Origin of the sequence: Kluyvera sp. NPDC087067 (genome assembly GCF_044745165.1) — a bacterium.
Classification (GTDB): Bacteria; Pseudomonadota; Gammaproteobacteria; order Enterobacterales; family Enterobacteriaceae; genus Kluyvera.
This window is the reverse complement of record NZ_JBIUZS010000002.1, coordinates 46,332-67,859: the sequence shown is the minus strand read 5'-3', so window position 1 is coordinate 67,859 and position 21,528 is coordinate 46,332. Positions and strand designations below refer to the sequence as shown.

Genomic DNA, 21,528 nt, shown 5'->3' with positions numbered 1-21,528 from the left:
CCAACCGGCATTGCGTAATCTGTGCCTCGCGGGTTCACCTAGAACGCTGTTAGCAATGTCCGCTCTTCGCTCACAGCGGACCTTCATCTTAGGTAACTTGCTCGCTTCGTGCCTGGAGCGGACATTGCTAAAATCAACGAGATATATGCAACCTTAATACGGAGCTCTTGATGGTCACCACACATGTTTTCATCGCGGTCAGTCTTGATGGTTATATCGCCCGACAAGATGGCGATATCGACTGGCTGTTGAAGCGCGATGACCCGACAGAAGACCATGGCTATGCCGCATTCATCGCGGACAAAGATTGGATCACTATGGGGCGAGGCAGCTTTGAGAAGGTGCTGACTTTTGACGAATGGCCTTATGATCGACCCGTGCTGGTACTTTCCCGGCAGCTAACCAATACCCCGGTGCCTGAGGCGCTGAAGGGCAAAGTGCAGTTTTCATGCCGCACGCCCAGGGAAGCTCTTACTGACCTGATGGAGAAGAACGTGCACCGGGTCTATATCGATGGTGGGCAGTTAATACAGTCGTTCCTGCGCGAAGGTCTGGTCGACGATATCGTTATCACTACCGTTCCTGTCCTGCTCGGTTCGGGAAAACCGCTGTTCGGAGTGCTGCCCCATGATATCGATTTGACGCTATTATCCAGCCGCAGCTTCCCTTCGGGTCTGGTGCAGTCGCACTATCGGCTGACGTCATAAGCTGAATCTAAGCACAGTGGTAGAACGAGAAAATGCCTCAGTTGCCAGCGATACCGTTTTACTTCTACAACCTTGCTTCAGTTCGCTGAAAAAGCAGTGCATCAGAAAACGGTCCTACAAAACCCAGGATCTGGATCATGCAGATATCTTCGATGACATTGACCTGTTCAGCAATCGGAGCTGGAGGTAAAGTTTTCTTGGGGCGTAAGTACAGAGGCCTTTGAACAGTCTCCGTCGTGAGGACATTGCCAATGCAGATGACCAAACGTTCCCCGAACCCAAATCCCGCACTTCCCTCCCTTACCCTTAAAGGCCCTTAAAGGCCCTTTAGCGAGCTTTTGCGGGCGTAGCATTATTCGAGCCAAAGTTGGCTAAAATCCGGCCATCCCAGCGTATTTAAATCCCGCCAGGTAAATGACTTCTCGGTCGCAAATTCCATCCAGTGATGCAGCAAAGGAATGACATATCGCTGATGGGTCATCTCATGGAAAAAGGCGGCAATGGTTGCGAACGCCTGTTCATTATCGCTGTTCAGAATGGTCGGCAACAGGGTGTTCAGGTTTTGTCGCTGGGCTTCAGGCAGTCGCGTAAACAGCGTGGTGGAAGCCAGCCATTCCAGAAACGCCGGAACCGAAAGGGTATCGAGCATAAAGTTGCTGAGCCAGATGTCCGCAGGCAGGCGCGGCTGGCTGTTGAAGTGGTCAAATGGGTCGATCCGTATTTCGGCGCGAATATGCCAACGCTCAAGCAAGATGCGAATCGCCCCGGCAAGTTCCACCAGTTCCGGCTGCTGAAAGGTGCTGATGATAACCCGCTGACGCAGGTTAAACGGCGCGGTGATCCCGCCATAATCCACCGGGCGGTGGTTCCACTGCGGTAGCATACCCTGAGCCACGGAGAGGATGCGCGCATATTCGTCGGGAAGCTGCGTCTGGCTGAGGAGTTCGACAGGTTGTAGCAGGTAATTGATAAACCGTCTTCCGGCCTCATCTGCAAAGGCCCCGTCACTGTCGAGCAGCACAAAGCAGCACCCCTGCTCCAGACTGCGCTTGTTGAGCGGGCGGTCATCCTGCGCCTCTTCGCCCCGCAGCAGGGGAATAAAGCTCATGCTGATATGCTCCGGAGCCCAGGTGAAAATGGTGATCTCATCCAGTCCGGGCCGCGCCTGGTGCCAGTGTTGATTGCGCCGCAGAACCATAAAGTTGTCGCTGTGTTCCTGCAGGTGGAAAGCGCCGGTACAGCGGATGTGTCCGTGCTGGTAATCGAACAGCATCGTCGGCTGAGTGGCGAGCAGGCAGTCGAGACGTCTGACCGGATGATGCGTTTCAATCACCAGATGCCAGGGGGCGTCAGCGGTGATGGTTTTGATTGGGCTGAAAAGCGGGGCGAATTGCGGGCTCTGGCTGGCGGCGAGCAGGCAGCGCTGAACGGTGCTGGCATCCAGTTCGCTGCCATCGGCAAAGCGGGCGGTGGATTTCAGCCAGAACTCCCAGCGGGTAAAGTCCTCGTTGTGGGTCCAGTAGTGGGCGATATCGGGGACGACCCTGCCCTGCACGGCGTCATAGCGCGTCAGACCGCTCAGGCACTGGCGCAGGAGATGACGTTCGGTCCGCCGCAGGGGAACGAGCGGATTAAGCGGATCCAGATTGCGATAGTAGGGGATGCGCACCCGTGTTTCACTGCTTTTATCCTGTACCCCAAAGCGCCACAGGCTCAGGCGATCCAGCAGATACTTGTCGTTGCCGATAAACCGCAGCACGTTGCCGTAATCCTGCTTCTCCAGCAGCTTATTGACGTTCTGGCTGAACAGCTTTTCCGGCGAGGTTAACAGATGGAGTCGTGAGCGCTTGCCGCGTCCGCGCTGCGGCTGCCAGTCGAGCCATTTTTCCTGGTGCATCTTTTTCAGCGCAATTCGGCAGTTACGCACCGAACAGCCGAAGATGGCGGCGATCTCGTGCATCTGTAATTCGTGCGTCTGACCTGCGCCGTAGCGGGCGTGTAGTCTGCGAAAATGCGCCTCGAAGATACTCATGTGATGGCCTCCCACCGAACGCGATTTCCTCTTTTATCCCTTTCTGATGGCTTCTGGCGTGATTGTCCTCATAAATTTTCCGGTTTTAAGCGAAAACCGGAAATAACTTTCGTCTTCGATTGCTGTTTTTTTAAGCATCTCGGGTTCGGATACTGAAGGTGTTCGGAGCAGAACCTGCTGTTGTGCGAATCCCTGTCATAAAGACGCGCTCAGGAGATCGAGATGAAAAGATTCAACCTTCTGCAAATGTTACAAAGCATCGGGCGATCGTTAATGATCCCCATTGCCATGCTGCCTGCCGCCGGTATTTTGCTGGCCTTCGGCGTCAGCTTTCAGGATCTCAATATTGTCGCCAGCCTGCCGTTTCTCGGCGCTGACTGGCTGGTTCACGTGCTGAAGCTGATGGCGGAAGCGGGCAGTGCGATTTTCGCTAACCTGCCGCTGCTGTTTGCGGTCGGCGTGGCGGTAGGGCTTAGTGACGATCAGGGGATTGCCGGGTTGTCGGCGATCGCCGGTTTTCTGATTATGAACGTCACCATCGGCCAGTTTCTTGGGATCACGCCCGAGTCGGTGGCGCAGGTGCGTGACTACACGATGGTGCTGGGCATCCCTTCGCTGCAGACCGGCGTGTTTGGCGGCATCATTATCGGGATTATCGCCGCCTGGCTGTATAAACGCTATTACCGCATCCAGCTTCCGTCATGGCTGGAGTTCTTTTCCGGCAAGCGATTTGTGCCGATAGTGACCTCCTTCGTCGCGCTGTTTGTCGGGCTGGTGATGGCAGTGGTCTGGCCGCCGGTTCAGCATTTGATTAATGGCCTGTCGAATACCATGACGGTGCAGGGGCCGGGCGTTTCCGCCTTCCTGTTCGGTTTTGTCGAGCGGCTGCTGATCCCGTTTGGTCTTAACCATGTCTGGTGGCCGACGTTCTGGCTGCAGTTTGGCGAGTACGTAAACAAGGCCGGGCAGGTGGTACATGGCGACCAGCTTATCTTCTTTGCCCAGTTGAAAGACCAGGTGCCGATTACCGCCGGAACCTTTATGGCCGGGTTGACGCCCATCAAAATGTTCTGTATTCCGGCGATTGCGCTGGCGATCTACCGCTGCGCCAGCCCGGAAAACAGAGCGCGGGTAAAGGGTATTATGCTCTCTGGTGCGATCACCTCCATCGTCTGCGGTATCACCGAGCCGATTGAGTTCTCCTTCCTGTTTGTTGCGCCCGTGCTGTATGGCATTCACGCCGTCCTGGCGGGACTGGTATTCCTGCTGATGGAGTGGTTCAGCGTGCACATCGGGCTCTCTTTCTCCGGCGGGCTTATCGACTATCTCTTCTTTGGCGTCCTGCCGCGCGCGCCTCACTGGTACATGCTGTTCCCGGTCGGGCTGGTGATGGGGGCGCTGTACTACGTCCTGTTTACCTTTGCCATTCGCCGCTGGAATTTGCTGACGCCGGGGCGTGAAGTCGAAGAAAGCGCAGTGACTCAGGAAAGCGAACAGAACGACCTGGTGAGCGGCATCATTCTGGCCTATGGCGGGCTGGAGAATATGACCAGTATCGAAGCCTGCATGTCGCGTCTGCGCATTGACGTGACGGATAAGACGCTGGTGGACAAAGCGCTGCTGAAACAGCTTGGCGCGGCGGGCGTCGTTGAGGTCGGGAACAACATTCAGAGCGTCTTTGGCATGAAATCCGATCGGCTGAAAGAGGCGATCCGCGCAGCTAACGCGTATACACAGGAGGCAAAATGAAACAGCTACACCACAGCGGCCTGCCGCTTTATCTCGATGACGATGGCGTGATGGCGCTGAAACCGCCGCTGAACTATCTCGGCTTTGGCCGTAAAAGCGCCGGGCAGATGGCGGTGGTTTTACCGGAGTTCACCGAAGCGCAGCGTGATGAACTGGCTTACGATGTCTATCGCGGGCTCAGCTTTGCGGAGGATCAGGAACGGCTTGCTGCTGACCAGTATCAGTACGACATCACCATCATCATGCCGGGAACAATTGGCAAGGAGCGCAAGAAAACCAGCGGTCACTATCACGGCTATAACGACACGCGGCGCAACACCCATCCGGAAGTGTATGAAGTGATTAAGGGCACGGCGGCATATATCCTGCAAAAGTCGCCGGATTTTGCCGTCGCGCCAAAAGATCTGCTGGTGGACGATCTTATCGTGGCGGTGGTGAAGGAGGGGCAGAGCATTATCGTGCCGCCGAATTACGGCCACTGCTCCATTAATATCGGCGACGGGCCGCTGGTGTTCAGCAACCTGGCCTATAAACCCTGCGCGGTTCACTACGACACGGTGCAGTTTTACCACGGTATGGCCTGCTACATCGTGGAAGAGAACGGGCAGCTCTGCGTGCGCAAGAATCACTACTACCCGCGTATTCCGCGCATCAAATTCGCCACCGTCAAAGAGAACCCGCATCTTGGCATCACCTTCGATACGCCGCTTTACCTGCGCTACCGCGCCGCACCGGAACGTTTTCATTTTCTGGGGCATGTCGATAACTATGTCCGGGAAATCACGGGGATGCTCCAGTATGAGGATGATTTATTCCCGCTCTTTCAGGAGGACGCATGATGGAAACGCAATCTGTTGCAGGCGTTGCCTGTAGCGACCTGAATCAGGCGATGTCGCGGATTGATGGCGCTGCGCTGGCGCGTCTGGAGCAGGCCATCGCTGAAGCGAACGCGATATTTGTTTTTGGTGCAGGGCGTTCGCTGTTGATGCTGAAAGCTTTTGCGATGCGCCTGATGCATATCGGCCTGAAGGTGCATGTGGTCGGCGATGTGGTGACGCCTGCGCTGCAAGAAGGCGACCTGCTGCTGCTGGCCAGCGCATCGGGTGAAACGGCTTCGCTGGTGAATGTGGCTACAAAAGCGAAGAAGCTGGGCGGCACAGTGGCCCTGCTGACCATTTTCCCCGAGTCCACGCTGGGGAAACTGGCGGAGGTGGTGGTCAGGATCCCGGCCTATACAGACAAACTCCCGGATGGGCCCGATAACGTGAAAGGCATTCTGCCCGGCGGCAGCCTATTTGAAGAGGCCGTCATGGTGCTGGGCGACGCCATGATAGTGAATCTGGCGCAGTCGACGGGATATCGTTTAACCAAAGGTTTTGCGCTACACGCCAACCTCGAATAGTCATTCGACACAAGGAAACCAACATGAAATTACAGCTTGCCCTGGACGAGTTAACCCTGCCTGAAGCGCTAGCATTTATCGATAAGGTGGTTGACGACGTTGATATTATTGAAGTGGGCACGCCTTTTCTTATTCGGGAAGGCGTGAATGCAATTAAAGCCATTAAAGAGAAATATCCGCATAAGGAAGTACTGGCGGATGCGAAAATTATGGATGGCGGCCATTTTGAGTCGCAGCTGCTTTTCGACGCTGGGGCAGACTATGTCACGGTGTTAGGTGTGACCGACGTGCTGACGATCCAGTCCTGCATCCTCGCGGCAAAAGAGGCCGGAAAGCAGGTGATGGTGGATATGATCTGCGTCGACGATCTCCCAGCGCGGGTCCGAATGCTGGAGGAGGCGGGGGCAGATATGCTGGCGGTACACACAGGCACCGACCAGCAGGCAGCAGGGCGCAAACCGATTGATGATTTGATAACGATGTTGAAGGCGCGCCGGAAAGCGCGGATTGCCGTGGCAGGCGGTATAAGCAGTCAGACTGTGAAGGACTACGCACTGTTAGGCCCGGATGTGGTGATTGTGGGATCTGCGATCACGCATTCGGCGGATCCGGCGGATGAAGCGAGGAAGATTTCACAGGTGTTGTTGCAGCAGCACTGAGATGAAGGCGCAGGTGACTCTGCGCCTGATTTCACACTTTTAAAGTTATGAGCCGGAGGTTGTCGAAACTATTAAGCAGGTTCTTCCAGATCGAACCTAACAACGTAAGCACAAGGGGACATTTCACTCTTAGTGTAAAGATCTTGAGCATGTTTTACATATAGATTGCATGGCTCTCCATCTTTCCCATACTGTACAAGATAAAAATAATAGTTTTTACGGTGGTTACTTAAATTAGAAACGGTGAGTTCATTTCCTGAGAGGAAAAAACGGAATGCTCCCTCTTTTCCATCTCGGCCAATTGATTTAACTTCGATGTATCGCTCATCACCTGGGGCATTAAAAGAAAGAAAGTCGTAACCATAAGTTGGACGATTACGGCGATCATCTATTTCCTCAGCTAGTTTTGAATAGCCGAGACCGATTAGGCGGTTTTTTTCCCAGTTTAATGCATATTCTTCGCTTTTTTTGCCTATTAAATCACGATTGTCCGTTATTTCTTCGAAATTGACTTCGGGATGGTTTCTTTTTTGTGGTTTTTTAACTATCACAGCAGGAGTACTGCTAAGATCCTTACGTATGAACTGGGCATAAAGGAAGGACATATATTTTGGATTGCTCCAGTTTCGGGTGATTTTATGCTCTAGTTTTTTCTTGAATAACAAATGTTGATATTTACTAATAAACTGTTGCTCTTTTATACCCATTTCCATAGCAATTTCTTTAAGATGATCTTTGCTGCAAATGTTTATAAAGTGTTCTGGAAAGTAAAGGCTCAATATTTTAGCCTTAAACATCTGGGATAGGGGGTTCTCGTCAATCGCTCTAAAATCTAATTCTTTCCCTGACTGTATTAGGTCTAGTAAAGCGTCTTTAACATTAGCGAAAACTTCTTTATTAGTACTATCATCATCGCCAAATTTCTGAGTAAAACGATAGCGGACGGTTGGATCTGATTTTGATTTTCCATAATAAATACCAAATTTGAGAGCCGTCGCACCTTGCATATTTGCCCATGTTCTGGTTTTTACTTCAACACAAGCACAAAATGAGGCCGTGCCTTTGCCGATGACATAGTCATCAAGCGTCATTTTTTTTAGGCGATTAAGGGGGTAAAGTTGCAGAAATTGGCCGCGTGCACTTAAGGCATTATCTTCTTTGGCTGTATCGTAATCTTTTTCAAAAAGACGAAGAATATCATTAAAATTTGTAGGGAGGGACATAATAGCTCTTCTTAAAATGGTTTTTAAAGGGACATTATGAAACTCCAGCATTATAATTTGCTTGGGACTTTTTTGAAATACTTGTTGACTATTATTGCCGCAATAAACATAGATGAGAGGTTTAGCATGATACTATTGGCAGGAAGGTGAAAAAGGTCATAGCCATAAAATACCTCTATTCACCTTGATGACTAAAAAACATACAATCGTGTGTGGGGTTTTGTTGCGGCAGGATGGAAAACATTAATATATCTGCGGGCCAAAGCCTAACGAGTGAATATACCAGTGAGTAGAATTAGCAAAATCATATGGAACTGGCACAGGGAGCTACCCTGCGCCGTTTGTTTAAACATCTTCAGGTTTCCCGCTCTCCAGACTGCGGTGCACCGCCTCGCAAATCCGGCTGACCGCCAGCCCGTCCTCTGCCGTCACCGGGTACGGCGAACGGTTCCTGACCGCGCGAACAAAGTCGTTTATCGGATCGATACCGAAACCGCTGGCGACACCGTTGCGGTAGTTGATGAAGTAGCTGTTGGGCGTGAGCGTCATGCCTGGCGTGGTGATTTCCAGCCCGCGATGCTGCGAGGTGCTGCGGATATACGTTGCCTCACAGAGAATATCAATGCGCCCGTCGTTGTCCTTCGGGAAGCCCTCCGGCAGCACCCACGAGTTTTCCACCACCCACGAACTGCCGTCGGCCATCGTCAGCAGGCTCTGCACGCTGTCGAAGGTGTCGAGGCCGCATTCAGCCATCAGCCGCTTCTGCCCGACGGCGTACACCGACACCACCTCCTGTCCGGAAAGATGGCGCACCAGGTCAAAGCAGTGCGAGCCGAGAAACCACACCGGGGAGCTTGCGCCCGCCCAGTTCAGCCACTCCGTCGGCACGCTGATTACGTCATCCATGCTGATATGGCCGCGCAGGATGCGCCCGGCTTCCGGCTTCTCCAGTTCAGCTTTGATGCGCATCACCGCCGGGTCCCAGCGCTTGTGGAAATCGACGCCGACCAGCAGGTCCCGCTGCTGCGCCATCTCCACGATAAGCTCGCACTCGCGTACCGAGGTGGCGAGCGGCTTTTCCGCCAGCACATGCTTGCCTTGGCGCAGGGCAGTGAGGATGGATTCGGTGTGGTACGGGTCAGGTGTCGCCACCGAAACCACGTCGATGGCTTCCTCCTGCAGCAGGGCATCCAGCCGGGTATAGCCGATTACGCCGTAGGCCATGGCAAGGTCGTCACAGCGTTCTGTGTCGGTGTCGCAGATGGCGACCAGCACCGTGTCCGGGTTGTGGCGGTACGCGTTCATATGATGTCTGCCGTAGATACCTGCGCCGACCACGGCGGCTCTGATTTTGTTCATCATTGAGTCCTCAGAATAAGCCCAGGGAAAACAACCAGCCGACTATTACCGCCAGCGGCCCGGTTAACTGACGCGAGAGCAGAAAGGCGGGGACACCTTTCGCGATGGTCTCCGGCTTTGCCTCCTGCATCGAAAGACCAACAGGCACGAAGTCGCAGCCGACCTGCACGTTAATGGCGAACAGCGCGGGCAGGGCGAAGGCCGGAGATATCGCCCCTGAGCCAATCTGTGTGCCTATCATCACGCCAATCACCTGCGAGATGGCCGCGCCCGGTCCGAGCACCGGGGAGAGGAACGGAATGCCACAGATGAGCGACAGCAGCACCAGCCCCCACAGCGAGTTCGCCAGCGGCGTCAGGGCGTGGGCAATCAGGCTGCCGAGTGCGGTCTCCTGCACCAGGGCTATCAGCAGCGAGACAAAGGCCATAAACGGGATGATGTTGCGCAGGGACACGTCCACCGCTTCACGGCTGGCGGCAAACAGCAGGGCGATAACGTGACCGACGGCGGTGCCGGTCTGCTCGACCATGCGCACCAGTTTTTCCGCGCCACGTGGAGGCGGTGGCGTGCTGATAACCTGTGGCGCAGCGACAGGCACGGATTCCGGTTCACCGTCCGGGGCTTCGGCGGTATCCACCAGAACCAGTTGCTCCATCGTCACGCCGGAGACGTAGTTATCCTCGTTAATAAACTGCGCCAGCGGTCCGGCCCGCCAGGTGGGGAGCACGTTGATGGTCGGGATGCCCTTCTGCGGGTACAGGCCGCAGCGCAGGGACCCGGCGCAGTTAATTACCACGCACAGGATGTCGTTATCCGGTGGGATATCAGCGAAGCCGTTGACGATTTCCGATTCGGTGAGTGCGCCGATTTCGATGGCGACGGGATGGATTTCGCGCCCGGTTAGCGACAGCACCTTTTTGCCGCTGCCAACGGGCAGCCACAACCCTTTACCGTAGCCACCGGGACCGGGAGGAATAAGCACCGTATTCATGGCCGCCCCTCCTCTATCACCAGATTGCCGTGCAGGTCATGGAGTTTCGGCACCGGGCCGGAGAGATGAACCGCGCCGACGTGACAGGGATTCAGATCGCCGTTGAACACCAGCGTCAGGTGGCCGAGTTCAAAAAGCGCCTGCTGTGCCCCCTTGCCGACGGCAGTCACCAGATAATCATGCCCTGCCAGCAACAGGCGGTCGCCAGGGAGTATCATCAGGCTCTCTTCCCGGAACGACGGCTCCAGCGACAGGGAGTAATCGAGGCAGTCTTTCGGCCCGTTGCTGTCGAAGGTGATGAGCATCTTGTCGGTCAGGCCGTCGGCGACAAACAGCCCGATAGCAGTAATACGTGCGCAGTAAATCATCATGGCGCATTCCCCCGTTTGCTGAGCCGCAGGAACAGGTACTCGGTGATAATCCCGCGTATCAGGCCAATCAGCATGGCGGCGGCGATATAGCGCAGCGCCAGCGAGGTGACGGGCAGGCCGAGCGCCTTAACCCCGGCGGCCACGCCGAGCCAGACGAACAGCTCCGACGGCACCACGTGGGGAAACAGGCTGGTGAGGGGATGGGCAGTGGTGCCGAGCGCATCCTCATAGCCGGGCTTGCTCTTTTCGGGCAGGAGTTTGCCTAAAGTGAGCGCACCGGGGCTGCTCATAAAAAACCAGCCGAGCACCGGCAGCACGCCGTAGGTGAGGATGCGCGAGCGGCCGAGCAGGGCGGCGATTTTCTCTATCCGTACGGTGCCGACCAGCTTCATCAGGAAGTTGATGGCCAGCAGCAGGCAGATGAGCATCGGGATAAGCCCGGTCATCATGTCGAGGAAGATTTTGCCTGCGGCCTGGAACAGGTGGATAAAGCCTTCAGCCAGGGAGACCAGAAACATGGCGGCCTCCTGTACTCAGTGCGATGGTGCATGGTTGTGGTTCGGTGTGCATAAACAACTCTCCTGTCAGGTGTCGTTGGTTAATGCGTCCTGCCACTCACAGCGCGGGTCGTTATGTCCCGGAGTTGTCGGTTGTTGTCACGGTTCATATCAAAAGCTTTTTTCTCGTTTCAACAGCGATAAATCATGTAATTCATGAATTTTGCTCTTTATTTACCCTTAATTCAAGTAATTCATTAATTTTCAATGTAAGTCTTGAAGATGGGTTTAGCTAAGAAAGGGATAATCTTGGTGTGTTTAATCGGGTGGATTGTAGCTGTGATCGGTAAAAGACTTAAGATTTCAAGGGTTAATGCAGGCCTGACACAGACGGAGTTGGGGGTACGAGCTGGTCTTGAGGAAGATTCTGCAAGTGCTCGCATAAGTTCTTATGAAAAAGAAGTTCATGCGCCGGACTTTAAGTTGGTCTGTAAATTTGCAGCAGTACTTGATGTGCCTGAGGCTTATTTTTACACAGTAGATGAAGACCTTTCTGAATTAATACTACAATATCATAGATATAAAAAGAGTAATCCTAACTCTACCATTATAATATCCTTTCAATGACTATGTTTTATTAAGGAGGGAGCGCTGAACTCCCTCCGATAATACTCTATTCTCGTAATATTCTATCATAATCAGAACGAACACCGCTAGAAATACTGGCTGGATCGAGTGTTCTTAAATACTCTTTAAATCGTTCTCTTCCCCTGGAGTATGTAGCTATACGATATCCTACAATATTTGTTCTATCGGAATAGAGTCTAATCATAGTCGCTATTTCTCTAGGGGAAAATGTTCTAATCATTTCAGTGTAATATGATAATGCACCATGCGATACACCATATCCATTCCCAATCGCACATGCCACTACAACCTGAACAAAATATTCCTGTACTGTTTCAGGTACTGCTCCGTGAGTTGCTAGCTCACAAAGCCTTTCAGCGAAGGGGGGTTCATTATAAAAGTTATTCATTCCATTATGAGCATTCCAAAGTCTTTCTATTGCTCGATAGAATATGATGTGCTGATCGGCTTCACTTAGGTATCTTATCTGACCGAGTTTTTCAAAAAATTGAGTAGATGCTGTGTGGCGTTGTTCATCTCCTTTAGCAGCATATTCAGCATGTTTGTTGATCAAGTCAGAGCGAATTGCCGCAGTGAACTGTTCACTGATAGCGGAGCATAAATCAATTGCATTTAATCTGGCTGGTTCTGATGTATTGGGATCGCAATATATGCCATGAACCATTCCAATAAGAATTTGCCTCTGTGCTGCATGTGTATCATTAATTCGCTGAATCCAAATAGCACATTGTTGCCCTGTAAAACGAGCACTTTTTATTGATGCTATGAAATCTGCAACATTTACTCCTCTTGGAGAAGAAGCATCAGCCAAGGCATATCTAACACATCGATTTAGGAATGTTGTGAATTCTCTATCATTAATATTTCCGATAGTTGGGTGAGCGGCAGAGAAATTATTCCTCATTTCTCTGCAATGATCTAAGAAGAAATAACCATCTTCATTTACTAAATTTAATTTTAATGCAAGTTCTAAAAGTTTACTATCTTGTAAGTCGATCAAGTGCTTCTCTTCAAAGTCGGATTGAAGCATCTGACTTACGATGGGCAAACCAAAATTCCTTACCTTTTGTCTGATTTGTAAAATTGCGGCATTCCATATGTAATTCATTGCGCCATCAAATAAGCCAGCGCTTACTGCAACACACATACGGGCGACGAGTTCACCTCGAAGATCCGAAGGAATTAGTCTTAGTTCCCTTGGTAAATCCTGCCAAGCAAAGCTTATTTCTTCATCACTAGCTAATACATTTCTTGGGATTCCCAGTGCAGCGGTAAGTTCGGCAATTGCAGGTAGAATTGTTGTTGGAACACTGGGAAGTTCAGGAAGTGAAGGAACCGAAGGAGTTGTAGCCATAGACACGATCTCTTATCCTCAACGATGGGTATGATGTATCCATCATAGCGAAAATTACTGATATAACCATGTTGAATTTGTTGTTTTTTTTCAAAAAAAGCTTTGTTATTTACTTATCTCAAATATTTCTCAAAATAATGCTTGCTGCGCCACTTTAGTGCAAAAAATCTCTCCGGCAAGCTGTATTCTCACCATTTCCTAAACTTTTTACACACCTAGTACCAGATATAGTGCTGGTGTCATTACCTAAGATAAATCTTCCACCCATAGAGTAGGGTTTTGTATTGCTCTGCCGTCTTATGTGGATTTGTCGAGGTACTTGTTGCAACCAATTGAAAATCTGCCTCCTTTTTTTGATCCTTTCAGGGCAGGCCCGTTCCCCTTATCCCCCCATTCCTTTCAGCCTTTGCAGTCCCTTTTCGCCATTTTCATTTCTTCTTTTTTTGAGGTGGTACAGGTGGGACAAGTGGTACAACCGCGCCAGCCATGGCTTTGCGCTGTACCATCTGAAAAATGTCAGCCTGAAAAGTGGGACAGACTCAGCAACGGCTGTCCCACCCTGTACCACTTTTTTTAAACTAGATTCTCTAAGGTGGGACGCTGTAACCCGCACCAGCCCTGCGTGTACCACTTGTCCCACCCTGTACCACCTTTTTTTGAAACACGCGAGACCGCACTCAGATACTGAGGATGCGGGAGGTGAGCCGATAGACCCTGGTTTTGCCGATCTCCGGCAGGCGAACCTGCGACTGGTATTTCCCGTCGCTGCCGGGCAGAAGGCATTCCGCTTCCAGACATAATCTGGCTGCTCTGGCGGGACTGAATCCCCGGCACATTTCCCGCCAGCCCTCCGGCAGGATGAAGAACAGTGTGTGCTCTTCACCCGTCAGAGGATCTTTTTCCACCCGGCGAAAGCCCACCATATTCAGCGGGCGGTCCGGGCCATCCCACGAGGCAAAGCGGCTGTACTGGTGCGCGGTGATAAACCGTTTGATCTGCGCCAGCACGCCTTCATCCTCCTGGTTGGCAATATGGCCGCGCTCGTTCAGCCAGGCGTGCAGGCAGATCTGCACCGCCTCATATGCCGTGCCTTCCTGCCAGCCCGTGATACCCTGCAGCGTCGCCATCTCTCCGGCCACCGCCAGCAGGGCAAATCGGGCCACGATGCGCTGCACCTGGTTTCCGGCATTCTCCGGCGTCAGGGCGGTCTGGTAGCGGCGAAGTAACTCTCTTGCTAGGGTGGTGCTGGCGTCCAGGTTGCTGGTAAGGAAGGCCAGCCAGGCACGAAAAGCGGTGCCATGGAAACGGGCCACCCGGTCGCAGAGGGCATCGGCGAACTGCTGGCCGCTGGCAAACCCGTGCAACTGTTCAAACGCACCATGCTGTCCGGTGTCGCTGGGGATTTGTACCATGCGCACGTCCATCCCGGCGTAGAGGCGCTCCCCGGCGCGTTCGGTATGTTCCGCCAGCGACAGCTCCCCGGTGGAGAACAGCAGCAGCGTCCAGTGCCTGCGGTTACGTACCTCGCCGTCGGTGCGGGCGCGCCCCTTGCCCTGACCGTTCGCCAGCATATAGGCAATCATCCCGGCCTCACGCGGGTCCACTTCGCGCAGTTCATCGAGCGGCAGCAGGGCATCGTTGTGGCGGCTGGCAATTCCTTCCAGCGCATTCCCGGTGGCCCGCCAGGAGTGCCAGTAGTCCGTGCCGCCACAGACGGAGGCGGCCACCTTCATCACCGTGGTTTTGCCGTCGGTGGACTCACCGCGCAGGTGAAAACCGCCACCGCCCGTTCCGGTCAGGCGCAGCAACGGGGCGGCCAGCGCACAGCAGACGGCAAAGACCAGCCGTGAATTGCCTGCACAGAGTGCGGCGACCTGCTCCTGCCACTCTGCCAGCGTCCCTGCCTGCGCAAAGCCACCAGTCAGGTAGTGGCTGCCCTGAAGGATAACGCTGTCGCCATCCGGACCGATAACCTCATCCGGGAGCACGTAAACCCCGTTGTGCCAGCCGGTTTTCTCCACGCAGGTGACCCGGCGTCCGGGGAGTGACCGTGAGATGTATTCGCACAGCAGGCTGCGCAGGGCGGGGCGGGTGGAGATATAGGTCAGGCCGTTTTCCAGCAGGATGCGCCGCAGCTCCTCGCCGTTGCCGCTGAGCATTGCCATTGGCATGGCCCAGCGCCGTAACTGCCCGGTGGTGGTGTGCCATTCCAGCAGGCGGCCATAGCTGCCGTCATGGCTGTCGCAGGTGATAGCGGTAACGCGCAGAGGGGAGCAGATGCGCTGGGGCTGGATGTCGCTTTCGCCGTCGCGTCGCTCGGTCAGCTTGTCAAACCACAGTGCCTCTTCATCGAGACGAAAGTGATCCGGCAGGATGTCGGAAGGCCTTTCCTGTCGCAGGCGTTCAAGCTGTCCGGTCCAGTTCTCCAGTACCTCACCGTCAGGGGTCATCAGCCGGGCCATCTGCACACCCGCGTGCGCCAGTTTTACGGCGATTTTCAGCAGATCTTCTTCGCGGATATCGCCGGTGCGGAATACGCGGGCGTAGAGTGTGTCGGGCCTGATAATGGTCAGGTTGTCCAGATCGGCCAGTTCATCCGGGCCGAGTACCACTGGAGGTACATCATCTTCTTGGTCGGGATCTTTTCGCCACTCGCGTGAGGTCTCCCATGCCAGGCTTCCGGCAAGGATTACCACCTCGAGCGTGCGGTCCGGAGACTGCTTACAGAGAAAGGGGGCGCGTTTCATGATGAGGTATCGGTCGGCTCATCCCTGAGCGTGGATTAGCGGATGGCGGTGCGGCGCTGCTGCCACTGACGGATTTCAGCAGCATCGAAAACCACCAGTCGGGAAGAGAGGTGGACGGGGCGGGGAAAGTCGGTGTTTTTAATCAGGCGGTAAACCGACGATTCACTCATCGCCAGAAACTGGACCACCTGCCGCATACGCACATTGCCGCTTTCGGGAAAAGCATCGTTGCTGTCAGCACGGGTTTTCATGATTGCACCTCACGGGAACAGAGTGTCGAGGCGGTTATAGCGCGGAAGGGTGGGGAGAGGTATAGGTCCGGATGAAAAAGTGAAGTCCGGATAGAAAGTAATGAGTCCGGAAAGAGTTTCTTTGCAATCAAAACCGATGGCGTTAGATTAATTTATTGAAAATAAATGGTTTTTATTCAGTTGAGTCCCGTCGAGATAAGATTTGCTATGGTTAACGAATGGCAACGCACGACCACAAACGCTTCACAAAAGATGTCGCTATCTCACCGTCAGCTCTGAGCGCAGGCTGTGTGAAAACGTTAGCGATCGTAGAAAGGGTGTAGAACAGAGTCGAAAAATGCACTCCTACGTAAAATTTGACGTAGGTTGACCAGTCGATCGACTCCAGATTTTGCATAACCTCACGCACTTCGGTTTTTAGGTAGGGTTTTCACACAGTCTGAGCGATTAACCGACGGACTAAGCGTGTCGGTACTTGTAGATCGGTTATCCGCAATCCCCGGGGTAGCTGTTACTTCCGGTTTTTGCGGTTTTCAGATCTGCGGCGCAGAATAAAGAACTTAATTCGATAATAGCAATATAATTTAACTGCAATTGGCTTCATAAACATATTTGATAACAAAAACAAACATTCTATTTCATATATAAATCATGTGGATGTAGGGAGAGCGAGTCGGTAGTGGATTTGCGGTATCAGGAGTAAACTACTCAGGTTCTACCTTAGCGTTGAAGTATTTAACTATGCGTCAGCGCCCCGAACTTTCTGCATTAAAAACCAAAGGACTGAATATGGTCACTACAGTAGTAGCTGCCTTTAACGAATTTATGAAAGATACTGTGAATCTCAGAAAGGCAGATACCGATGACGCGCGTGCAAGTCGCGACTGGCTTATCGGTAAGATTAATGATTTTGAGAAGGACAATGCATTTCCTGTGAGTTATCCCGCGATCCATATTGCCTTTGGATCGTTTGCCAGAAGAACTAAAATCCGTCCTCTGGATGATATCGATCTGATGTTTGGCTTATCTGCGCAGGGGGCCACCTATAACATTCTGAGTGACCGAATCACACTGACCTCTTCCGGAGAGGGATCGCGGCTGCACGGGTATCGACACTCGGGAGCTGATACTATCTGCTCCGTCAGAATTCTGAATGCCTTTAAAAGCCACCTGCAGGATATTGTCCAGTATGCCCAAGCTGATATCAGGCGTAACCAGGAAGCCGTCACACTGAAGCTGATCAGCAAGGACTGGAATTTTGACATCGTGCCCTGCTTCATGACCAGCGAAGACGTTTTTGGACGGACTAACTACCTGATCCCCGACGGCAATGGACACTGGAAGTTTACCGATCCCCGCAAAGACAGGGACAGAGTAACAACTATCAATGTGCAGAATGACGGCAATGTGCTCAATGTCATCAGAGCTGTCAAGTACTGGCAGCGGCGACCAACGATGCCCTCCATGAGCTCCTACCTGCTGGAGACGCTGATTCTGGACTATTACGCCAGCAGGACATCCTGTTCATCGTTTGTCGATATAGAGCTAGAGGCGCTTTTCCGCCATCTTGGTCTATTCGTGCAGTTCTCCGTCAACGATCCCAAAGGTATACAGGGAGATATCAACTCTCTTTCAGCCGAGGCACGCCAGGCGATTTCGGACAGATGTTATCTCGATGCGCAGAAGGCTTCGGAGGCGAGATGGTTTGAAAAGGGTAAAGAGTATGAAAAATCCATCAACAAATGGCGCGACGTGTTCGGGCCCTTCTTTCCGATTTACGGGTAAAGCATGAATACCATTTATACAAGCCAATCGACCAGGGAAAACCTAGATTTGCTTTATGCGCAGGCCTGCATTTACGACAATGTGAAAAACTGGAATAAGTTAAATTTCACCTTCAGTATTATCATACCACTCCTACTTTCGGTCTTGACGGTTTACAACCGAAGCCTGAAATTTGTCGATATAGAGCTGCTATCTTCCCTGTTGGGACTGTACGGGTTGCTCGTGCTCACTTTGAACATTGCCGTCAGTAGTCACATTGCGTCACTACGCAGAAAGGCCGCGTCGGTTCAGGAGATGTACGACTGTCGGGTGCTTGGCATACGGCGTAATGAACTGAAAGTGGAGGAGATCCCCCGGGACGAGATCTGCAGGGCAGCTGAACGTTTCAAAAATAATCAGGCAAAAGCAAATAAGCGATTTGGCGATGAGGGATGGTACGTCAGTAAGGTGTATGACGCGCCGCATAGTGTGATGGCACTCCTGTGTCACGGGAAAAATCTCGGCTGGGACAGGTCGCTTAGGGAAGTAATGCATGTGTTTTATCTGTCAGCTTTCATTATCGCTCCAGTGGCCATGATTATTTACGGCATAGTAATGAAATCAGGAATGAATGAAATCCTTTTCTATATAGTGTTTACGATGCCGGTTATCCGCTATTTTTTGCTTCAGTTTCTGGATAACCGCAGCAGCATGAAGAGAAGTGAAAAACTGAAAAAGTATGTTGAGAAGGAAATATCCAGTATCAGAGTGTCTGGCCGCATTGAAGAGGAGAAGCTTGGATATACACTCAGGAATATTCAGGATGAAATTTTTTCCTATCGAGTTTCATGTCCACCCGTTCCGAACTGTATCCAGAGGCTGATGAAGGGCAAAAATGAGCGGATTTATGACGATTATTTCGAGTCAAATCTGAAAATGATGCACCTGTCAGACTGATCGCAATCCCTCCGCTCCGGTGTAACATCACTTAAACCGGAGCTAATCAATATATACAATCAAAGGTGCGAAAAACCACTAAACACTGCCGATTCACACACAATTAACACTTAATCTTCTGAACCGGTAGCAATTTTCCGAGTTTACCTTTTTTGGATCTTCGCAGACAAAGAATGGAAGATCCGGACGCCGCATTACAACAGATGTACCGCAAAGTTATGCCTGGCCGGACCTTCGACTTGCTGCAGGTTATTGCAACCAACGCCGTATTGGTGTGGACTGAGCCCACCACGGTAGACAAATTCTGTCCTTACGACGAGGCCTGTTCAAAGGCTATCGGACTGATACACAAGCTCTCCATCGTTTAAAAAATTTCCGCTTTTGGCACGAAGCGGACCGCCTAAAGCGCAGCAAGGTCTGCTTTGATCGAAGACCTGAATTGTATTCCGCATAATCGTGCCATTCACATTTAGAGATTATATGCATTCAAATCTAATTATATTTGTTCTGTAGCAACGAGCATATGTTCCATATTCATGATTGTGTCTATGAATTAAGGCTTCAAGCTCGTCGCTAATAAAGAAATTAATTTAAAATAAATGGAATGTCCTTTCGAAGCTTATGCGAAAGCTCATGTTCGGGATAATACGCCACAGCCAACTTCCAGACGCGACTTGCTTCATCATAATTTCTCGAATTCCAGTAAAGACCTCCAAGGTTGAATAATGCCAATTCATTTTTATTATTTATTGATAAGCATTTTTCATAAGAGTCGATTGCCTCTTGAATATATCCTTGAAATTCGTAGGCAACAGCGACCTGGAACCAGCTAAAATCATCAGGTTGGATTTTTTCAGCTTGCTCAACCAAAATAGGCAAGCTTTCCTGGAAGCGACCAAGATGATTCAGAGCTACTCCAAGACAATATCCATATTCGCCACCCGCAATTTCATATGCTTTACGGAAATGCATCTCTGCATCTTCCCACTCGTCTTCATCTTGTGCCCAATGACCTATACGATCCCACAAGAAAGCACTATCTTCATTACTAACATTATTTATTCGTAATTCAAACTCCTTCTTAAAATCATGGTACGAATATTTAGTTAAATTATCATTAACTCTTAAGTAATTTTTCGCCAATAGAATCTCTCTAGATGCATCAGGGTGATTAGGGTAGAATTCTAAAAAACGAGCCCAAAAAGGCAAGCTAAGCTTAGCAGACGCAGTCGAAGTTCGACAGAACGATGCAACTAGCATTAAGCACCATTTCCATAAGTCCTCTTTATTATCATTCCGAGTTAATAGATTATTTATCTCTCTATATGCCGAACGATAATCCCCTATATTGAAAAGAGTGTTTATTCTCCATTTATCAACATAAATTATTTTATGTTGATAATTTCCCGGGAAAAGCACTCTATCTAAATATTCTAATGACAATTCATAATTACCCCTACGATTATGAATTACTCCCAAAGCCAAATTAGCTTCACTTAAGTTTGGTTCTAACTCAAGAGCCTTCTTATAGCATTCATATGCTTCATTTTCATTCCCTAGCCTTGAGTAACTACTACCCATATTTTTGTAGCATTGCGCAGCTAATTTATCTGCTTCGATTATATGCTCAAGAGCAGTTTTATACTCTTGAATAGCTTCTTTGTCCCTGTCAAGTGCCGTAAATCCATTACCTATTGAATAATATAAACTTCCCTTTGTTATATTACCCTCTTCCAATCTATCTCTAAGATATTGTATCCCATTTAAAACCCTTGCTTCATTGCCATTAACTCTATCCATAGCTTTATTAATTTCCGACATATATGGAATGATCATCGCCGGATGGTCAGGGCCGAAAATAGCCAAAAACTCATAAAAATTAGCACTTATTACATCATCATGGTTATTTTCATACAATGAATTAAGCAATTCATAAGCTAATTTTTTATCCTCTGGTATATGTATCTTCGGTATGGCTTTATTAATAACATTGCTAACATTTGAAATATGATTTGTTATCAACTCGATTCTAGCATTACGGTCATTCATGGCATTAAATCTAGCCAACTCTGCAATTTCATGCAAACGAGAGTCAGAAATATTCTCAATGAATCTTACTGTGAGTGTTTCTTGCTCTATCCATTGTTTTTCAGACTGTTCATAGCTTCGAATTACGCTTTCAGCGAATGTTATTTTTAGACTATTACTTGGTGCATGGAAACACACATAAAAAGAATAAGGGTGCATTAATAAATAATTCAGGTTGGCTCTATTAACAGATATACTGACCGATCCATCATTATTCAATTCTTGCTCAGTACCTTTTAGTTGAACAAACAATCTAATATTAGTTGCTTGACCATTTGTTGTGATTTCGAGTTGATAGTCTACGCCGTAATCATTTATATCCTGACTTTGAATGAAGAAATCATTTGAATCTCTAAGAAAATTTTCAAAAGCGGATATCGCAAGTCTTTCAATCCTGTGGTTTCTATCTCTTTTGGGGAAATCATTTAAATGATGCATTTTGTGTCCCTGTATACTGTTTGCTGAGATATCATCCCCCTATTAAACTCGATTTAAGTATTTTGGCAACTATTTGAAGCAACTGTAACTTAGAGTGCGTAAACTTAAGAATCTCCGATGGAGATGGTCGCGGGCGACAACTTTTGACAACTCACTCCCATCACCAAATGACTGGCATGCTCCGCGTTGATAGGTGTAGTTATGTCAACTTTGTCCGCTTCTGGCACGAAGCCGACTATACGCCCAAGGTTTCAGAGCTTAATCGGTTCGCTGTATGGCGGTACAGGCAGT

The 21,528-nt window shown here is 50.5% G+C and carries 18 protein-coding genes and 1 pseudogene; 9 read left to right on the top strand and 10 right to left on the bottom strand.

All coding sequences use genetic code 11. From position 1 onward, the window contains the following. Window positions 1-170: 170 nt before the first annotated feature. Together ACIPDS_RS05715 and ACIPDS_RS05710 are read left to right on the top strand one after the other, a co-directional pair. A complete protein-coding gene (locus tag ACIPDS_RS05715; RefSeq protein ID WP_049000992.1) occupies window positions 171-707 on the top strand; it encodes a dihydrofolate reductase family protein in 537 nt (178 codons plus the stop codon). 76 nt (window positions 708-783) lie between these two features. After that, a pseudogene (locus tag ACIPDS_RS05710) lies at window positions 784-947 on the top strand (IS3 family transposase); the annotation flags it as partial. 112 nt (window positions 948-1,059) lie between these two features. On the opposite strand, the gene ACIPDS_RS05705 reads toward ACIPDS_RS05710, so the two are convergent. Beyond that, complete coding sequence (locus ACIPDS_RS05705) at window positions 1,060-2,739, bottom strand: SgrR family transcriptional regulator (protein WP_400733618.1); 1,680 nt, start codon at window positions 2,737-2,739, stop codon at window positions 1,060-1,062. Between the two features lie 222 nt (window positions 2,740-2,961). Here ACIPDS_RS05705 and ptsG point away from each other — a divergent pair, with 222 nt between their 5' ends. From ptsG to hxlA, 4 genes are read left to right on the top strand one after another with little or no spacing between them, the layout of a single operon-like run. Beyond that, on the top strand, window positions 2,962-4,488 hold the full coding sequence (gene ptsG, locus ACIPDS_RS05700) for a glucose-specific PTS transporter subunit IIBC (RefSeq protein ID WP_400733615.1): 1,527 nt from the start codon (window positions 2,962-2,964) through the stop codon (window positions 4,486-4,488). Beyond that, the gene (locus tag ACIPDS_RS05695) at window positions 4,485-5,327 is read left to right on the top strand and encodes a glucose-6-phosphate isomerase family protein (RefSeq protein WP_049000982.1); all 843 of its coding nucleotides are present in this window, start codon (window positions 4,485-4,487) and stop codon (window positions 5,325-5,327) included. Before ptsG ends, ACIPDS_RS05695 begins: the two co-directional genes overlap by 4 nt. After that, a complete protein-coding gene (hxlB, locus tag ACIPDS_RS05690; protein WP_053090257.1) occupies window positions 5,327-5,890 on the top strand; it encodes a 6-phospho-3-hexuloisomerase in 564 nt (187 codons plus the stop codon). Before ACIPDS_RS05695 ends, hxlB begins: the two co-directional genes overlap by 1 nt. 23 nt (window positions 5,891-5,913) lie before the next feature. Continuing rightward, window positions 5,914-6,549, top strand: coding sequence for a 3-hexulose-6-phosphate synthase (gene hxlA, locus ACIPDS_RS05685; RefSeq protein ID WP_049000979.1), 636 nt, complete (start codon window positions 5,914-5,916; stop codon window positions 6,547-6,549). 71 nt (window positions 6,550-6,620) lie between these two features. On the opposite strand, the gene ACIPDS_RS05680 is transcribed toward hxlA, so the two are convergent. The 5 genes from ACIPDS_RS05680 to ACIPDS_RS05660 form a co-directional block, all read right to left on the bottom strand. Continuing rightward, a complete protein-coding gene (locus tag ACIPDS_RS05680; RefSeq protein WP_080791553.1) occupies window positions 6,621-7,823 on the bottom strand; it encodes a DUF3883 domain-containing protein in 1,203 nt (400 codons plus the stop codon). Between the two features lie 294 nt (window positions 7,824-8,117). Next, window positions 8,118-9,131: a Gfo/Idh/MocA family protein gene (locus ACIPDS_RS05675; protein WP_080791551.1), complete on the bottom strand. Its 1,014-nt coding sequence runs from the start codon at window positions 9,129-9,131 to the stop codon at window positions 8,118-8,120. A gap of 10 nt (window positions 9,132-9,141) precedes the next feature. Beyond that, window positions 9,142-10,122, bottom strand: coding sequence for a PTS glucitol/sorbitol transporter subunit IIB (locus ACIPDS_RS05670; RefSeq protein ID WP_080791549.1), 981 nt, complete (start codon window positions 10,120-10,122; stop codon window positions 9,142-9,144). Then, window positions 10,119-10,493, bottom strand: a complete 375-nt coding sequence (locus tag ACIPDS_RS05665; RefSeq protein ID WP_221014604.1) for a PTS glucitol/sorbitol transporter subunit IIA — start codon at window positions 10,491-10,493, stop codon at window positions 10,119-10,121. Before ACIPDS_RS05665 ends, ACIPDS_RS05670 begins: the two co-directional genes overlap by 4 nt. Then, window positions 10,490-11,011, bottom strand: coding sequence for a PTS glucitol/sorbitol transporter subunit IIC (locus ACIPDS_RS05660; RefSeq protein ID WP_032453758.1), 522 nt, complete (start codon window positions 11,009-11,011; stop codon window positions 10,490-10,492). The genes ACIPDS_RS05665 and ACIPDS_RS05660 overlap by 4 nt, the downstream gene beginning before the upstream one ends. 261 nt (window positions 11,012-11,272) lie before the next feature. On the opposite strand from ACIPDS_RS05660, the gene ACIPDS_RS05655 reads away from it, so the two are divergent. Next, window positions 11,273-11,617 (top strand): helix-turn-helix domain-containing protein, encoded by a 345-nt coding sequence (locus tag ACIPDS_RS05655; RefSeq protein ID WP_075212298.1) that lies wholly within the window; start codon window positions 11,273-11,275, stop codon window positions 11,615-11,617. A 46-nt stretch (window positions 11,618-11,663) separates the two neighbouring features. On the opposite strand, the gene ACIPDS_RS05650 is transcribed toward ACIPDS_RS05655, so the two are convergent. The 3 genes from ACIPDS_RS05650 to ACIPDS_RS05640 form a co-directional block, all read right to left on the bottom strand. Beyond that, on the bottom strand, window positions 11,664-12,992 hold the full coding sequence (locus ACIPDS_RS05650) for a hypothetical protein (RefSeq protein ID WP_071557541.1): 1,329 nt from the start codon (window positions 12,990-12,992) through the stop codon (window positions 11,664-11,666). A 677-nt stretch (window positions 12,993-13,669) separates the two neighbouring features. Then, window positions 13,670-15,739 carry a DUF927 domain-containing protein gene (locus ACIPDS_RS05645; protein ID WP_400733607.1) on the bottom strand — a complete coding sequence of 690 codons (2,070 nt, stop codon included), beginning with the start codon at window positions 15,737-15,739 and terminating at the stop codon, window positions 13,670-13,672. A gap of 35 nt (window positions 15,740-15,774) precedes the next feature. Then, window positions 15,775-15,990, bottom strand: coding sequence for an AlpA family transcriptional regulator (locus tag ACIPDS_RS05640; protein WP_006687292.1), 216 nt, complete (start codon window positions 15,988-15,990; stop codon window positions 15,775-15,777). 789 nt (window positions 15,991-16,779) lie between these two features. Between ACIPDS_RS05640 and ACIPDS_RS05635 the strand changes: the two genes are divergently transcribed. Further along, window positions 16,780-17,775, top strand: a complete 996-nt coding sequence (locus ACIPDS_RS05635) for a nucleotidyltransferase (RefSeq protein ID WP_400734685.1) — start codon at window positions 16,780-16,782, stop codon at window positions 17,773-17,775. A gap of 3 nt (window positions 17,776-17,778) precedes the next feature. Next, on the top strand, window positions 17,779-18,711 hold the full coding sequence (locus ACIPDS_RS05630; protein ID WP_400733603.1) for an S-4TM family putative pore-forming effector: 933 nt from the start codon (window positions 17,779-17,781) through the stop codon (window positions 18,709-18,711). A gap of 585 nt (window positions 18,712-19,296) precedes the next feature. Here ACIPDS_RS05630 and ACIPDS_RS05625 read toward each other — a convergent pair. After that, window positions 19,297-21,237, bottom strand: a complete 1,941-nt coding sequence (locus ACIPDS_RS05625; protein WP_049000957.1) for a tetratricopeptide repeat protein — start codon at window positions 21,235-21,237, stop codon at window positions 19,297-19,299. Between the last annotated feature and the right edge of the window lie 291 nt (window positions 21,238-21,528).

Bases quoted from the DNA above. Each gene is read 5' to 3' on its own strand.
- hxlB (WP_053090257.1), top strand. From the start codon at position 5,327: ATGGAAACGCAATCTGTTGCAGGCGTTGCCTGTAGCGACCTGAATCAG.
- ACIPDS_RS05625 (WP_049000957.1), bottom strand. From the start codon at position 21,237: ATGCATCATTTAAATGATTTCCCCAAAAGAGATAGAAACCACAGGATT.
- ACIPDS_RS05660 (WP_032453758.1), bottom strand. From the start codon at position 11,011: ATGTTTCTGGTCTCCCTGGCTGAAGGCTTTATCCACCTGTTCCAGGCC.
- ACIPDS_RS05715 (WP_049000992.1), top strand. From the start codon at position 171: ATGGTCACCACACATGTTTTCATCGCGGTCAGTCTTGATGGTTATATC.
- ACIPDS_RS05670 (WP_080791549.1), bottom strand. From the start codon at position 10,122: ATGAATACGGTGCTTATTCCTCCCGGTCCCGGTGGCTACGGTAAAGGG.
- ACIPDS_RS05635 (WP_400734685.1), top strand. From the start codon at position 16,780: ATGGTCACTACAGTAGTAGCTGCCTTTAACGAATTTATGAAAGATACT.
- ptsG (WP_400733615.1), top strand. From the start codon at position 2,962: ATGAAAAGATTCAACCTTCTGCAAATGTTACAAAGCATCGGGCGATCG.
- ACIPDS_RS05645 (WP_400733607.1), bottom strand. From the start codon at position 15,739: ATGAAACGCGCCCCCTTTCTCTGTAAGCAGTCTCCGGACCGCACGCTC.
- ACIPDS_RS05655 (WP_075212298.1), top strand. From the start codon at position 11,273: ATGGGTTTAGCTAAGAAAGGGATAATCTTGGTGTGTTTAATCGGGTGG.
- ACIPDS_RS05665 (WP_221014604.1), bottom strand. From the start codon at position 10,493: ATGATGATTTACTGCGCACGTATTACTGCTATCGGGCTGTTTGTCGCC.
- ACIPDS_RS05680 (WP_080791553.1), bottom strand. From the start codon at position 7,823: ATGCTGGAGTTTCATAATGTCCCTTTAAAAACCATTTTAAGAAGAGCT.
- hxlA (WP_049000979.1), top strand. From the start codon at position 5,914: ATGAAATTACAGCTTGCCCTGGACGAGTTAACCCTGCCTGAAGCGCTA.
- ACIPDS_RS05640 (WP_006687292.1), bottom strand. From the start codon at position 15,990: ATGAAAACCCGTGCTGACAGCAACGATGCTTTTCCCGAAAGCGGCAAT.
- ACIPDS_RS05675 (WP_080791551.1), bottom strand. From the start codon at position 9,131: ATGAACAAAATCAGAGCCGCCGTGGTCGGCGCAGGTATCTACGGCAGA.
- ACIPDS_RS05630 (WP_400733603.1), top strand. From the start codon at position 17,779: ATGAATACCATTTATACAAGCCAATCGACCAGGGAAAACCTAGATTTG.
- ACIPDS_RS05695 (WP_049000982.1), top strand. From the start codon at position 4,485: ATGAAACAGCTACACCACAGCGGCCTGCCGCTTTATCTCGATGACGAT.
- ACIPDS_RS05650 (WP_071557541.1), bottom strand. From the start codon at position 12,992: ATGGCTACAACTCCTTCGGTTCCTTCACTTCCTGAACTTCCCAGTGTT.
- ACIPDS_RS05705 (WP_400733618.1), bottom strand. From the start codon at position 2,739: ATGAGTATCTTCGAGGCGCATTTTCGCAGACTACACGCCCGCTACGGC.